This window comes from Steroidobacter gossypii, from assembly GCF_016801985.1.
Taxonomy (GTDB): Bacteria; Pseudomonadota; Gammaproteobacteria; order Steroidobacterales; family Steroidobacteraceae; genus Steroidobacter; species Steroidobacter gossypii.
Map to the genome: position 1 here is coordinate 864,041 of NZ_JAEVLS010000002.1, position 14,724 is coordinate 878,764.

The window sequence follows — 14,724 nt, forward strand, 5'->3', positions numbered from 1 at the left end:
GGTTGCAGCCCATCAAGATCTGACGCGCGAAGCATGCGCTTTCATCGCTGCGGCCAGATACTCAGTGAAGCCTGGTGCGAGCGCTTCGTACCGTGCGCGGAAATCAGGATGCGATAGATAAAGATCGGCGAGGCCGGCGTAAGCGTCGGGCGGGCAGGCGCGGTTCCACATGACGCCTACCCAGCTGCGATGACGGTTGATAACAACATCGATCGCTGTTGAATCGCTGGGCACTTGCTGTCGACAAGCTTCAGCAAGGCTGGCTTCGATCTCCGCGAGCTCCTCCAATAGTCGCGCCTTCTCCGCGTCGGTAAGGGATTCAAGCTTGCGCTTGCTTGCATCGACGCCCGCCTGCATCTCGCCGCCATAGCGTTCAATCAGCCATTGCTCGTATCCAGCCTGCTTCTCCGGTGAGAAGCCTTTGAATAATTCATCGTGCTGCATGGTTCGTTTTCCGTTGAGGTCGGCGATCGTGCGGTCGATCGTCATGACGAGTTCGGCATACCGCTGCGCCTGCCGCTCGAGCCGCACCCGATGGGCGCGTAACGCCGCGAGGCGATCGAAGTCGGGCCGATCGAGCAGCTCGGCGATCTCCTGCAATGAGAATCCGAGCTCCCGATGGAACAGGATCTGCTGCAAGCGCAGAACCTCCGGTTCCTCGTAATAGCGATAGCGGTTGTCGCCGAGACGGGCGGGTTTCAGCAGACCGATGGCGTCATAGTGATGCAGCGTTCGGACGGAAACGCCCGAGAGCTTGGCCAACTGTTTGACGGTGTATCGCTGCATTCGCCTGTCCTTCCGCGGGTGGGAAAGTTAAGGCATCACGTAGCGTGAGAGTCAATGTTGATTCTTTGTCGCGGTGTGCGTCACGCGGCCACATGGGCCCCATAAGCACAGCAGCCGCGGAAACGCAGCGAGCCGCGCGGAGCTTGCGGCCGGGCGCGGCGCCCTCCGAATGCATCGGACCGCCATCCCTGGAATCTGAGAGTGAACACTCCAGCCGGAGTGCGAGGACGTGTTTGCAGCTCAGTCAGTGCGCTTGCGTCATGCAGCACTGCTTGTACTTCTTCCCACTGCCGCACGGGCAGGGTTCGTTACGGCCGACCTTCGGCTGATCACGCACGAAGGGCTGAGCAGGTGGCGCTGGTTGCGCGCGCATCGGGAGAAAGTAGTCGTACATCTCCGCGACGCCTTCCGCCATCAATTCCAGTAGATCCTCACGATCCTCGCGCAGCAACTCCTCGAACTCTGACTTCAGCTCGGGATTGTCCTCGTGCGCGAGCGCCATGATCGGCACGATAGCGGCGGCTTCTTCTTCGTCTTCCATAAATGACTGCCACGCGTCGAGCCGCATCATGACGCCGTCCATGAAGCCCTTTGCCCAGTCGTTACCTCGCACTTCGCCACCTTCATCCCCGAGAAACAGCGGCAGATGGATGTCACCTTCATTTAGTGTTCTGGCGATCGTGTTCCAGTGTCGCGTGGCCAGTTCCATGATCGACTGCGCCTGCGTCATCGTCTCGAACGCAGCCCCTTCCGCATCGGCGCCCAACACGCGCGGCCAATACTCGCTGGGCATGACGAGCTCGGGCCCGACAATCAGCGCGCAAAAGAACCCGTCCATTTGCTCGATGTTCATCGCCTCCGGGCTCGGGAGGGCGTCGAGGAAGTCGGCGAGCTTGTCGAGCTCGTCGTCGGAGAGGGGGGTAGTGAGTGAGGTCATGGGTGCGAGTGTACGGCATCTGGGCGCGGACGTTGAGTGCGCGCGCACTCCCGCGTATGTGGGCCAAATCTGATCCACTGCTTACTTGCCGCGCTGAGCTGCGCGCGTATCGCCGCGTGGCCGTCCCAAGCACTGTTGGTCACGATTCATTGACTTTCCGGCAGCGACTGCCTCGCGACGAATGTTTGTTTTGGACAGGTCGACGGCACTGCGTAAGATGGAAGCCGGGTATCGGCCCGTGGTCCTCGTATGGAGGCCCCTCCAAAGGCTCGGACATTTCTCTGGGCCTTTGTTGCTTCTACGCTCCGCGCGAGTCTCGGCGGATGATGTTGCAACGGCCGTATGTAGTCCTGCTTCGATCTGTTGATCGAAAGAGATGATCGCGCGTCACGGTCGATCATTTCGTAGATGAGACATTCGCCTTCCGCGGAAACGGTGACCGTTGCGTAAGGCTCAGCTGAGGTTTCACAGCACGCACTCCAGCTGGAGTGCGAGCAAATGAACCATGTATTCATTCGCTCGCGCTGATGGCAGTGGCCACTGACGAGTGTGGACTCCGTGATAACTGGAACTGACTTTGAGCTGCCGTGGGTTCGGTGGAGAGAGGGGAAGGTGGGCTCGAAGCTCGCGACGCTTAGAGCATTGCGGTCAGGCCAGAGGCTGGCCAGCCGCTTCTCGATCGAGCAACTCGCCACCACCATCAGCGAGGTTGGGGTTGGCCATCTCGTGCGTGCATGGTCCCGCCTTTACCGGATGGCGGTGTTGAGCTGCGAATCCCTTCGGGCATGCAGACCTGGATGAATCGCTGACCATACTCTGTCAGCCAACACGTAAGAGACTGATAACTGATGCGACTCTCGGGCGTTTCTCGAACATCGTACTCCTCGTAACCTATCAGCCGCAGCCCCGACAAAGACTTCCAAGCCCGTTTGAATGTCTTCTTCTTGCCAATGCATGAGCTTTGACACTTCTTTGTGAAGCATCCACGAGAGAGCACGGGGCCTCACATCGTCTCGCGATACAACCCACTGGAACGGCACGGTCTCAAACAGAATGTTCAGCAGTAGGGCATCACTCGGTGCCATCTGCTCGATGGCTTTGATGAATCCGGGATGGGCATTGGCAACATTCTCTTGATCGATGGCGGCCCTTAGAAGATTCAGATAGAGATGGTGTAGCTTGCTTGACTCGTCCATGAATCGAAGATTCATGAGCACCGGACCTGCGATCTCTGGGGGTGCTTCTCGCTGCCTCTCCCTGGGAACCGAGTCGCGCACAGCATCCAGCCATCTTCCAAATCTTTCCTGTCCAGCTGCGAGCAACTGAATGGGCGCAGTGAACAGCCTGAACGCCTTGATGGTGTCGCCGGCCAGCTCGCCCAGCTGCTTCGCAGCTGGAGAGGCAAGGTCTTGGTAGGATCTGTGGATCAGCTTCGAATCGACGATCTTTCCGATTCCATCTGTCATGATCATTGGGTCCTTACCCGGCCGGTTCCAGGCACATGGGATGTTCGCGAGTTTTGGTCGTTACCTCACAGTGACAGGCCGGATTGAGCCGTGGTTTCAACCTGACCTGAGGTCTCCGAAAAAGACGCCGGCAAGCAACGGTCGTCTGGCGGCCGTATGTTGTGAGATACATCGTTAGCTGGCCCAACGAACATGGGGCAGCTGCTCGATGGCTTCGATCTTTGTGGCAACAGCGATCGTTACGCCGGGAGCTTCCGTGCGATCAAGGTTCATACCAACGCAAGGTCGTTCTGCGCGCCAAGCAACGTCGTCAAGCGGGAGCGGCGGGCACGACTCACCTGCACCGCTTGCCATCCCCCCTCCAACCCCCTTAAACTCCGCGGCCCCTGGCAAGCGTCTCCTCCTGGAAACAGGGAGAGGGCGGAAGGCAGGGGTTGTAGGTAGCGCTTCCGGGCATATATAAGGTGTCCGGGTACGAAAGGGCCCGATTCGAAGGGCCTTTTTCGCTTCTGGAGGCGGTTGGGACCGCCCCGGCGCGATGACCTAGAGACGAAGATTAGGGGAGTTCGGGCGGTACCTAAGGCGGCCCGGCAGGAAGGGACGGAGAGTGAGAATGGGCCTTGGGGCCCATTTTTCGTTTCGGCGACGGTAAAAACCGGCCCGGCGGAGCTCTTCCGGCGCGGGCAAAAAAGCAGCGCCGGATCAAGGGCCCGCCACGGCGGTTGGAGCCCCACAGTCAAACCGGAGGTGACCGATGCTGCGAGAACAGCTGGGCGAGCTGCTCGGCCCGGTCGTGGCCAATCTCGGTTACGAGCTGTGGGAAATCGAGTACGCGCCGCGCGCCGGCGGTGGCCTCCTGAGGCTGTATATCGACAGCCCGGACGGCATTTCTCTGGACGATTGCGAGCGGGTGAGTCGGGCCGTCAGCGCCGTGCTGGACGAGGCCGACCCCATTCCCAATGAGTACACGTTGGAGGTGTCCTCGCCGGGGCTGGATCGGGTGCTGCGTACCCGGGCCCATTTCGAGCGCTTCAACGGCGAGCGGGTCAAGGTCGAGATGATCCAACAGATCAACGGCCGCAAGCGCTTCCAGGGGCGGTTGAAACAGGTAGGGGAGAGCGAGATCACGCTCGAGATGGACGGCGGCGAGGTGAGCTTGCCGATCGAGGACATTCACCGGGCTCGGTTGGTCCCGGATGTGTAGGCGCGACGGGAGTCGCAGGCCAGGCGTATAGCGGAGTTCGCACGATGAACAAAGAGATTCTGATGGTTGTGGATGCCGTCTCCAACGAGAAGGGCGTCGACAAGGAAATCATCTTCGAGGCGCTCGAAGCCGCGCTCGCGTCCGCGACCCGCAAACGTCACGGCGAAGGCATCGACGTGCGCGTCTCCATCAACCGCAAGAGCGGCGACTACGATACGTGGCGCCGTTGGAAAGTATTCGCGGACGACTCCACCGAGCTGGAATTTCCGGACAGCGAGCTGCGCCTGGAAGACGCCAAGGACATCAGCCCGGACGCGGAAGTCGGCGGCTATGTCGAGGTGCCGATGGAGTCCGTCGCGTTCGGCCGTATCGCTGCTCAGACCGCCAAGCAGGTCATCGTGCAGAAGGTGCGCGAGGCCGAGCGTGCGCAGGTGGTCGATGAATTCAAGGTGCGGCAGGGCACGCTGGTGTCCGGCATCGTCAAGCGCGTCGATCGCAACGGCGTGTTCGTGGACCTGGGCGGCAACGCCGAAGGCTTCATCGCCCGCGATCAGATGATTCCTCGCGAGCCGATCCGCTCGCAGGATCGCGTCAAGGCTTACCTGGCGGACGTGCGCAACGAGCAGCGCGGCCCGCAGTTGTTCCTGACGCGCACCGCGCCAGAATTCCTGATCGAACTGTTCAAGCTCGAAGTGCCGGAAGTCGGCCAGGGCTTGATCCAGATCCTCGGCGCCGCTCGTGATCCGGGCGTGCGCGCCAAGATCGCGGTGAAGAGCAACGACAGCCGCATCGACCCGGTCGGTGCCTGCGTGGGTATGCGTGGCTCGCGCGTGCAGGCGGTTTCCAACGAGATCGCGGGCGAGCGCGTCGACATCATCCCTTATGACGACAACCCGGCGCAGTTCGTGATCAACGCCATGGCGCCGGCGGAAGTGGTGTCCATCGTCGTCGACGAGGACTCGCATTCCATGGACATCGCGGTGACCGAGGAGAAGCTGTCCCAGGCCATCGGCCGCGGCGGTCAGAACATCCGGCTCGCCAGCGAGCTCACCGGCTGGGAATTGAACGTGATGACGCAGCAGGCCGCCGAAGCCAAGAGCGAAGGCGAGTCGCAGAAGCTCATCGACTTGTTCAAGCAGCAGCTGGACGTGGACGAAGACGTGGCGCAGATCCTGGTGCAGGAAGGCTTCTCGACCATTGAAGAAATCGCCTATGTGCCGGCTTCGGAGCTGGCCAACATCGAGGAATTCGATGAAGAGATCATCAAGGAGCTGCGCAATCGGGCGCGCGACGTGCTGCTGACGCAGGCGATCGCGAGCGAGGAAGAAATCGACAGTGCCGAGCCTGCGGCGGATCTGCTGGAGGTGGACGGCATGGACGACGACCTGGCGCGGAAGCTCGCCAGCAGAGGCATCGTGACGCGTGAGGATCTCGCCGAACAGGCGATCGATGACCTGACGGAGATCGAAGGCGTGGATAACGAGCGCGCGGGCGCGCTCATCATGGCGGCGCGTAAGCACTGGTTCGACTCAGCGGGGCAACAGGCATGAGCGGGGTCGGAACGAGTAGCGGGTCGGGAGGGCGTATATGGCGGATGTGACGGTAAGCCAGTTTGCCGAGGTACTGAAGGTACCGGTCGAGCGGCTGCTGACGCAGCTCGATGAAGCCGGGATTCAAGTCTCCGGCGCGAATGACACGATCAGCGACGATGCCAAGATGGAGCTGTTGACGTTCCTGCGTCGTGCGCACGGGCGTACGCAGGAAGCCACTGCGCCTCGCAAGATCACTTTGAAGCGCAAGTCCCAGGGCGAAATCAAAGTCGCCTCGGCGCAGGGTCGTGCGCGCCTGGTCAACGTCGAGGTTCGCAGCAAGAAGACGTATCTGAATCGCAGCGTGCTCGAAGAGCAGGCGCGCGGTCCGGCGACGCCTGCTGCTGCCGAGGAGCGGGCCAACGACCGGCAGAGCGCAGCGGCGGCCGAAGAAGCGGCGGCGCGAGCTGCAGCTCAAAGTGCTGCCCTGGCAGCTCAGAACGCAGCCCAGGCGGCTGAACAGGCTGCTCAGGCAGCGGCTGCCGCAGCTCAGACGGCTGCGCAGACCGAAGCCGAGCGTGCCGCTCAAGCGGCCGCTGAAGCTGCGGCCGAAGAGGCGCGCAAAGAAGCCGCTCGCCTGCAGCAAGAGCAGGCCGAAGCCGAAGCGCGTGAAGCCGCGGCTCGCGAGCAGAAGCAACTCGAAGACGAAGTGCGTCGGATGGCGGACGAGGAAGCTCGTCGTTCCGCCGAAGACGAGACTCGTCGCATGGCTGAAGCCGCTGCGCGCGCCGAAGCCGAACGCAAACAGCAGGAGACCGCGGCTGCCGCAGCCCCAGCGCGTGCGGCGGAACGTGGCAAGCGCGGTGGCGACGGCGACGGCCGTCCGCAGCGCGCCGAGCTGCACATGTCGAGCGACGCCAGCGCTCGTTTCAAGAAGAAGAAACAGCAGGCGACCTCGGCTCGCACGCGTGGCCGTGCGACGCAAATCAACGTCGGCACTCAGCATGGTTTCGAGCGACCCGCCGCGCCGGTCAAGCGCGACGTGCAGATCGGCGAGACCATCACTGTCGGCGAGCTGGCCCAGCGCATGGCCGTGAAGGCCAACGAAGTCATCAAGGTGATGATGAACATGGGCGTGATGGCCACCATCAACCAGCCCATCGATCAGGACACCGCGGTGCTGGTGGTGGAAGAGCTGGGCCACAACCCGGTCATTCACAAAGAGAGCGCGATCGAAGACGAGTTGCAGGCCACTGACGCCTCGCACGAGCTCGAGCCGCGGCCGCCGGTCGTCACCATCATGGGTCACGTCGACCACGGCAAGACCTCGCTGCTCGACTACATCCGTCGCACCAAAGTGGCGGCGGGCGAAGCGGGTGGCATCACGCAGCACATTGGTGCGTATCACGTCGAGACGCCGAAGGGCGTCATCACGTTCCTTGATACCCCGGGTCACGCCGCGTTCACCGCGATGCGTGCTCGTGGCGCTCAAGTGACGGACGTGGTCGTGCTGGTCGTCGCGGCTGACGACAGCGTCATGCCGCAGACCATCGAAGCGATTCAGCATGCGAAAGCGGCTGAAGTGCCCATGGTCGTGGCGATCACCAAGGTCGACAAACCGACCGCCGATCCGGAGAAAGTGAGAAACGACCTCTCCAGGTACGAAGTGCTGCCCGAAGCGTGGGGCGGCGACACGATGTTTGTAAACGTGTCGGCGCACACCGGCGCGGGCATCGACGAGCTGCTCGACACCATTCTGCTGCAGGCGGAAGTGTTGGATCTGAAGGCCACCAAGTCGGGCCTCGCGGCCGGCGTCGTGGTCGAGTCCAGCATGGAGAAGGGTCGCGGCGCCGTGGCCACCGTGCTGGTGAAGCGCGGCTTGCTGAAGCCGGGCGATCCGATCATTGCCGGCACCGAGTTCGGTCGCGTGCGCGCGATGTTCGACGAGACCGGCGCGCAGGTCACCGAAGCAGGTCCGTCGTTGCCAGTCGTCGTGCTCGGCTTGTCCGGCGCGCCGAATGCGGGCGATGAGCTGCTGGTGGTCGAGAGCGAACGCAAGGCTCGCGAAGTCGCGTTGTATCGTCAGGGCAAGTTCCGCGATACCAAGCTCGCGAAGCAGGGCCCGGCGAAGCTCGAGGACATGCTGTCCCAGATGGGCGACGGCAAGGTCGCGACCGTGCACGTCGTCATCAAGGCGGACGTGCAGGGTTCGGCGGAAGCGTTGCGCGACTCGCTCACCAAGCTGTCCACCGACGAGGTGGCGGTCAAGGTCATCGGCAGCGGCGTCGGCGGCATCACCGAGTCCGATATCACCATGGCGCAGGCATCGAACGCCCGCGTCATCGGCTTCAACGTGCGCGCGGACAGCTCGGCTCGCAATCTGATCAAGGAAGCGGGTATCGACGTTCGTTACTACAGCATCATCTACGAAGCCATCGACGACATGCGCGCGCTGCTGACGGGCATGCTGGCGCCGGAAGTGAAGGAGCAGATCGTAGGCCTCGCCGAGGTGCGCGAAGTGTTCCGCTCCAGCAAGTTCGGCACGGTGGCGGGCTGTATCGTCGCGGATGGCTACGTACGTCGGAACAATCCGATACGCGTGCTGCGTAATAACGTGGTGATCTTCGAGGGCGGCCTCGAGTCGCTGCGCCGCTTCAAGGACGACGTCAACGAAGTTCGCGCCGGCACCGAGTGCGGTATCGGCGTCAAGAACTACAACGACGTGCAGGTGGGCGACCAGATCGAGTGCTTCTCGCGCGTCGAAGTGGCTCGCACGTTGGACGTTTGAGGTTAGATGTCGACGAAGTCCTATCCCCGCGCCAAGCGGGTCGGTCAGCAGATTCAGCGCGCCTTGAGCGAGTTGATTCGACGCGAGCTGCGCGACCCGCGGCTCGGCATGATCACGTTGACCGACGTGCGCATGTCGAGCGACCTGAGCTACGCGAAGGTCTATTACTCGGTGCTGGGTGCGGACCCGCACCTGGCGCAGCAGATCCTCACCCAGGCCGCGGACATCCTCCGCGGCCCGCTGGGCCGTGCGCTTGGCATTCGCCATAGCCCGGAATTGCGCTTCGTCCCGGACGAACTGATCGAGAGCGGGGCGCGCCTGTCGGCCCTGATCAATCAGGCCGTAAAGGACGACCAGGCGCGGCACGTCGAGGACGAGCCCGCAACGAAGTCTGAGAACGCCGCCGACTCCGACGACGGCGCCCAATCCGATTCGGACGACGACGGGCACTACGATTCGGACGAGGACGACGACGGGCACTACGATTCGGACGAGGACGACGACGGGCACTACGACTCGGACGAGGACGACGACGCCCATTACAACTCGGACGACGATGACGACTCCGTTCCGGGCGAGGACGACGCCGATCCCGATCCCGGCCCGGATGCGTTACCCGACGACGCTGACGACCCCTCGTCGCCCCGGAAGCGTTAGCACCTCAAAGGACTCTCGTGAAGCGCTTCTATCGTGAAGTCGACGGCATCCTGCTGCTCGACAAGGCCCTCGGCGTGTCTTCGAACGCCGCGCTCCAACAGGTGCGTGTGCTGTATGGCGCGCTCAAGGCGGGCCATGCGGGCAGCCTGGACCCGCTCGCATCGGGCCTGCTGCCGGTGTGCTTCGGCCAGGCGACGAAGGTGTGCGGCCGTCTGCTGAACTCTGGCAAGACCTATCGCGTGCTGGTCCAGCTCGGCGAGCTGACGCCCTCCGGCGATGGCGAAACCGAAGTCGTCGAACGCGCGCCCGTACCGCCGCTGACCGTGGCAGGCGTGGACGCCGTGCTCGCAGGATTCCTGGGCAACCAGCAGCAGATCCCGCCGATGCACTCGGCGCTGAAATTCGAAGGCAAGCGCCTGTACGAGCTGGCTCGCAAGGGCGAGTCGGTCGAGCGTCCGCCTCGCGACATCGTGATCCACAGGATCGCGCGGGTGAGCAACGAGGAGACCCTCGCCGCCAATCAGCTCGAGTTCGATGTGTACTGCTCCAAGGGCACCTACATCCGAACGCTGGCCGCGGACATCGCCGTGAAGCTTGGCACGCTGGGCTATGTGAAAGGCCTGCGCCGCTTGTCGGTGGATCCATTCGGCGACCTGCCGATGTTCACCCTCGACGCGTTGACAGGTGAATCGCAGGAGCAACTCGACGGCCGCTTGCTGGGCGTGGATACGGCATTTGCCGACCTGCCGCGCATGGATCTGGACGCCTCCGCCGTCAAAGCCCTGCTGTTGGGTCAGACCATTGCCGCGGAAACGCCGGCGCCCGCGGCAGAAGTGAGACTTTATGGCGGACCCGGGCGTTTCCTGGGCCTGGGCGAAGGCCTGCCGGGTGGCCGGATCAAACCCTCGCGCCTGTTCATCACGGTGCCCGAGGGGACCGGCCGCAGTCGCCGCGGACGGGGCTAATTCGTGGTTTTACTTGAGATTCTGGTTGAGATTCCGGGCCGCGCGGGTACAATGCGCGCCTCTCAAAAGGGCTATCGGCGCGGTTGCCGGCCCGGCCAGAGTTTCTTCACGCGGCGATTCGTACGCCGCACCTGAGGTACTGCAGATGTCATTGTCGACCGATCAGAAGGGCGGAATCGTCGCCCAATACCGCCGTAACGCCAACGACACCGGTTCGCCGGAAGTCCAGATCGCGCTGTTGTCCGCGCGTATCAACGGCCTGGGCGAGCACTTCAGCGCTCACAAGCGCGACCACGCGTCCCGCCGCGGTCTGCTGAAGATGGTGAACCAGCGCCGCAAGCTGCTGGATTATCTCAAAGCGACTGCGCCGGAGCGCTATACCGCCGTCGTCGCCAGCCTCGGTCTGCGGCGCTAAGCCGTAAGAGTGAGGAGCCGCACTCCAGCCTGGCGGCTCCTCGCCCGATCGCGCACGAACCGTGGCCCCAGTCGCAAGCAGACCCGTCATGTCGTTCCGTTCGCCGCCTGCAGTCTTCGATCCAACTTCGTGTCTCGGCCAATTTGCGCCCTCGTGTTGCGCGATGAGCTGCTGAGCCATCCATTCAGTACGTGGGAACCATCGTGAGCGCTATCAAAAAATCTTTCGCCTTCGGTCAGCATCAAGTCACGTTGGAAACCGGAGAGATGGCCCGCCAGGCCGACGGCGCGGTCGTGGTGACGATGGGCGACACAGTGGTGCTGGTCACCGCGGTGGGCCGCAAGCAGGCCGATCCGAACAAGGATTTCTTCCCGCTGACCGTCAACTACGTCGAGAAGACCTATGCCGCGGGCCGCATCCCCGGCGGCTTCTTCAAACGCGAAGGTCGCCCCTCCGAAAAAGAAACGTTGACCTCGCGCCTGATCGATCGCCCCATCCGTCCGCTGTTCCCCGAAGGCTTCTTCAACGAGATCCAGGTGGTCGCCACCGTGGTCTCGCTGAACCCCGAAATCGATGCCGACATTCCCGCCATGCTGGGCGCCTCCGCGGCGCTGGCGCTCTCCGGCGTGCCGTTCATGGGCCCGATCGGCGCCGCCAAGGTCGGTTACATCGATGGCCAGTACGTGCTCAACCCGACCGGCAAGCAGCTCAAGACCTCCAAGCTCGACCTGGTGGTTGCGGGCACCGCCGAAGCGGTGCTGATGGTGGAATCCGAAGCCGATCGTCTGCCGGAAGACGTGATGCTCGGCGCCGTGGTGTTCGGCCACGAGCAGATGCAGGTCGCCATCAAGGCGATCAACGAGCTGAAGGCCGAGGCGGGCAAGCCGGCCTGGGATTGGGCGCCGGCGCCGGCCAACTCCGCGCTGGAAGCCGCCGTGGCTGCTAACGCCAAGAGCGCGCTGACCGAGGCCTATCAGATCTTCGACAAGCAGCAGCGTCGCAATCGCATTCAAGAGATCAAGACCGCCGCGCTGACCGCGCTGGCGACCGGCGAGGCCCCGCAGTTCACCGCGGCCGACGTTTCCAAGGAATTCGCCAACCTCGAATATCACATCGTGCGCGATCGCGTGATCGCCGGCCAGCCGCGCATCGACGGCCGTGACATGAAGACGGTGCGTCCGATCACCATCAAGACCGGCGTGCTGCCGCGTACTCACGGCTCTGCGTTGTTTACTCGCGGCGAGACGCAAGCGCTCGTCACCACGACGCTCGGCACCGGCCGCGATGCGCAGATCATCGATGCGCTCACCGGCGAGCGCAAAGAGCCGTTCATGTTCCATTACAACTTCCCGCCGTTCAGCGTCGGCGAGACCGGCATGATGGGTTCGCCCAAGCGCCGCGAAATCGGCCACGGCAACCTGGCTCGTCGCGGCATCAATGCCGTGATGCCGGACATGACCACGTTCCCGTACGTGATTCGCGTGGTCTCGGAAATTCTCGAGTCGAACGGCTCGAGCTCCATGGCCAGCGTGTGCGGCTCGAGCCTCGCGCTGATGGATGCCGGCGTGCCGATCAAGGCCTCGGTCGCGGGCGTCGCGATGGGCCTGGTGAAAGAAGGCGACAAGTTCCAGGTGCTCACCGACATCCTCGGTGACGAAGATCACCTCGGCGACATGGACTTCAAAGTGGCCGGCACCCGCGACGGCGTGACGGCGCTGCAGATGGACATCAAGATCAACGGCATCACCAAGGAGATCATGCAGACGGCGCTGGAGCAGGCGAAGGCCGGCCGGCTGCACATCCTGGAGCAGATGGACAAGATCCTCCCGCAGGCTCGCCCGCAGATGTCGGAGTGGGCGCCGTCCATCATCACCATCAAGATCGATCCGGAGAAGATCCGCGAAGTCATCGGCAAGGGCGGTGCGGTCATTCGCGCCATCACCGAGGAGACCGGCACCACGATCGACATCGAGAACGACGGTACCGTGAAGATCGCGTCCGTGGACGGCGTATCGGGCCGCGAGGCGCAGCGTCGCATCGAGCTGATCACGGCCGAGGTCGAAGTGGGTCGCGTCTACGAAGGCCGCGTGGCGCGCCTGATGGACTTCGGCGCGTTCGTCACCATCCTGCCGGGCAAGGACGGCCTGGTGCACATCTCGCAGATCTCCGAGGAGCGCGTCGAGCGCGTCAGCGATAAGCTCAAGGAAGGCGACGTGGTGCGCGTGAAGGTGCTGGAAGTCGATCGTCAGGGCCGCGTGCGTCTGAGCATGCGCAATGTCGACGCCGCCTAACTAAAGTCATTCGCTCGAAGTCGCACTGAATCGGACCGGGGGCAGTGGCCACTGCCTCCGGTCGAAAGACTGGTTGGCTTGACTCAGGCGCGCGAGTCGGCTTCCGTATTCTCGGCGCGCTGGTCCTTGCGGGTGGCGGCTCCGCACATCACCTTGAAGATATCGTCCTGCACCGAGCGCCATCGCTCGATGTTCTGCTGCGTCAGCGTGGCAATGCTGTCGTAGGCATCGTTGCCGATCACGCCTCGCATCTGGTCCCGCATCTGCTGCTGTTGGCTCGACAGCAGCTTCAGGCTCTGCTCCAGATAGCTGCCCACCAGGCATTGCATGGCGCCGCCATACGAGCGGATCACCTGCGACAGGAAATCCTGGCTCATGAGCGGCTCGCCGGCATGCTCCTGCTCGGCAATCACCTGCAGCAGAATCGAGCGGGTGATGTCTTCCTGAGATTTTTTGTCGATCACCACGAAGTCGATCTTGTCCATCACCAGGCGCCGGATGTCGGCCAGGGTGATGTAACGGCTTTCGACGGTGTCGTAGAGGCGGCGGTTGGGATATTTCTTTACAACCCTGGGTTGGGGCTGATTCTCTCTGGGTCCGTTGTCTTTGAGTACGTTCTCCTGTTTGCTGTCGATCTTGTCGATCGTGGGCTCGCCCATCACTGCTCCCCGATGCAGTTCCGAGCTAGAAGCCAATCTTGTTTCTAGCGCATTCATGTTAATCCATCCTCGCGCCCGGCCCGGATCGCTGCCTGACGCAGTCCGTTCAAACGTTGCGGTTGCCAGTGTTTTATTGACCACTCCCACAACGTCGCCAATCCGGCGCGACGCAGTTCGGGAGGCGGCGCTTGCTGCAGAAACTCCAGCGCCCGCCATAATTCGTACGTGGGACGGGTTATGTCGATTGCTGCAGCGCCTGCCGACTTCGACAGTTTGATCCCATTAACATCTGTTGCTACCGGCAAATGTGCGTACACCGGTGTTGGCAGATTTAACATGCGTTGCAATATCACCTGTCGAGGCGTGCTGTGTAGCAGATCGGCGCCGCGCACGACCGCGGAAATCCCTTGAAAAGCATCGTCAACCACCACCGCCAGCTGATATGCATGTATACCGTCGCGGCGCCGAATGACGAAGTCTCCAACTTCTGCTGACACATCAACAGTGAAGCGTCCTTGCAGCAAATCCGTAACTGCGGTTTCCCCCAGGGGTACGAACAAACGAACGGCGGTCTTTCTCTCCGGTGCACGCGGACCGCTCCGACACCAGCCCGGATAGCGCAACTCGTCAGTATCAAACAAACCCTTCGCAGTAGATTGCGCGGCTTGCAGTTCACTGCGAGAACACGAACAAACAAATGCTTGACCGTTATTGAGCAGCTGTTGGGTTGCTGCCTCGTAGGCTTCGCGTCGTGAACTCTGGCGCAAGATGGACCCAGTCCACTCGAAGCCGAACGCGTCGAGGGTGCGGATGATCAGGTCGGCGCTGCCGGGGACCTCGCGGGGCGTGTCCAGATCTTCGATGCGCAGCAACCATTCGCCGCCGGCCTGGCGCGTATACAAGTAGCTGCCAACGGCGGCGACCAGGGAGCCGAAATGCAGGGGGCCGGTCGGCGAGGGTGCGAACCGGCCCCGATAGGGATCAGCTGGGGGTAGTTGGGGGTTGGACGAGTGCAGTTGCGCCTCTG

12 protein-coding genes are annotated in these 14,724 nt (G+C 62.7%); 7 read left to right on the top strand and 5 right to left on the bottom strand.

What is annotated here, in order from left to right; all coding sequences use genetic code 11:
• Nucleotides 1-12: 12 nt before the first annotated feature.
• The 3 genes from JM946_RS11005 to JM946_RS11015 all read right to left on the bottom strand — a co-directional run bounded on the left by JM946_RS11005 (nt 13) and on the right by JM946_RS11015 (nt 3,195).
• Nucleotides 13-786 carry a MerR family transcriptional regulator gene (locus tag JM946_RS11005; RefSeq protein ID WP_203167333.1) on the bottom strand — a complete coding sequence of 258 codons (774 nt, stop codon included), beginning with the start codon at nt 784-786 and terminating at the stop codon, nt 13-15.
• Nucleotides 787-1,030: 244 nt separating this feature from the next.
• Nucleotides 1,031-1,723 (bottom strand): UPF0149 family protein, encoded by a 693-nt coding sequence (locus JM946_RS11010; protein WP_203167334.1) that lies wholly within the window; start codon nt 1,721-1,723, stop codon nt 1,031-1,033.
• A gap of 746 nt (nt 1,724-2,469) precedes the next feature.
• Nucleotides 2,470-3,195 (bottom strand): Abi-alpha family protein, encoded by a 726-nt coding sequence (locus tag JM946_RS11015; protein ID WP_218042754.1) that lies wholly within the window; start codon nt 3,193-3,195, stop codon nt 2,470-2,472.
• Nucleotides 3,196-3,943: 748 nt separating this feature from the next.
• Between JM946_RS11015 and rimP the strand changes: the two genes are divergently transcribed.
• The 7 genes from rimP to pnp all read left to right on the top strand — a co-directional run bounded on the left by rimP (nt 3,944) and on the right by pnp (nt 13,038).
• Nucleotides 3,944-4,393, top strand: a complete 450-nt coding sequence (gene rimP, locus JM946_RS11020) for a ribosome maturation factor RimP (protein WP_203167336.1) — start codon at nt 3,944-3,946, stop codon at nt 4,391-4,393.
• 44 nt (nt 4,394-4,437) lie between these two features.
• Entirely contained in the window at nt 4,438-5,943 is a 1,506-nt protein-coding gene (gene nusA, locus JM946_RS11025; RefSeq protein ID WP_203167337.1) for a transcription termination factor NusA, read from the top strand.
• A gap of 37 nt (nt 5,944-5,980) precedes the next feature.
• Nucleotides 5,981-8,710, top strand: coding sequence for a translation initiation factor IF-2 (gene infB / locus JM946_RS11030; RefSeq protein ID WP_203167338.1), 2,730 nt, complete (start codon nt 5,981-5,983; stop codon nt 8,708-8,710).
• A 6-nt stretch (nt 8,711-8,716) separates the two neighbouring features.
• Nucleotides 8,717-9,367: a 30S ribosome-binding factor RbfA gene (gene rbfA / locus JM946_RS11035; RefSeq protein WP_203167339.1), complete on the top strand. Its 651-nt coding sequence runs from the start codon at nt 8,717-8,719 to the stop codon at nt 9,365-9,367.
• A 17-nt stretch (nt 9,368-9,384) separates the two neighbouring features.
• Nucleotides 9,385-10,332 (top strand): tRNA pseudouridine(55) synthase TruB, encoded by a 948-nt coding sequence (truB, locus tag JM946_RS11040; protein WP_203167340.1) that lies wholly within the window; start codon nt 9,385-9,387, stop codon nt 10,330-10,332.
• A 145-nt stretch (nt 10,333-10,477) separates the two neighbouring features.
• The gene (gene rpsO, locus JM946_RS11045; RefSeq protein ID WP_203167341.1) at nt 10,478-10,747 is read left to right on the top strand and encodes a 30S ribosomal protein S15; all 270 of its coding nucleotides are present in this window, start codon (nt 10,478-10,480) and stop codon (nt 10,745-10,747) included.
• A gap of 203 nt (nt 10,748-10,950) precedes the next feature.
• Nucleotides 10,951-13,038 (top strand): polyribonucleotide nucleotidyltransferase, encoded by a 2,088-nt coding sequence (gene pnp / locus JM946_RS11050; protein WP_407700516.1) that lies wholly within the window; start codon nt 10,951-10,953, stop codon nt 13,036-13,038.
• Between the two features lie 83 nt (nt 13,039-13,121).
• Here the strand turns inward: pnp and phaR are convergent, their stop codons facing one another.
• On the bottom strand, nt 13,122-13,697 hold the full coding sequence (gene phaR, locus JM946_RS11055) for a polyhydroxyalkanoate synthesis repressor PhaR (protein WP_203167343.1): 576 nt from the start codon (nt 13,695-13,697) through the stop codon (nt 13,122-13,124).
• A gap of 53 nt (nt 13,698-13,750) precedes the next feature.
• A complete protein-coding gene (gene gluQRS / locus JM946_RS11060) occupies nt 13,751-14,713 on the bottom strand; it encodes a tRNA glutamyl-Q(34) synthetase GluQRS (protein ID WP_407700535.1) in 963 nt (320 codons plus the stop codon).
• Nucleotides 14,714-14,724 lie beyond the last annotated feature (11 nt).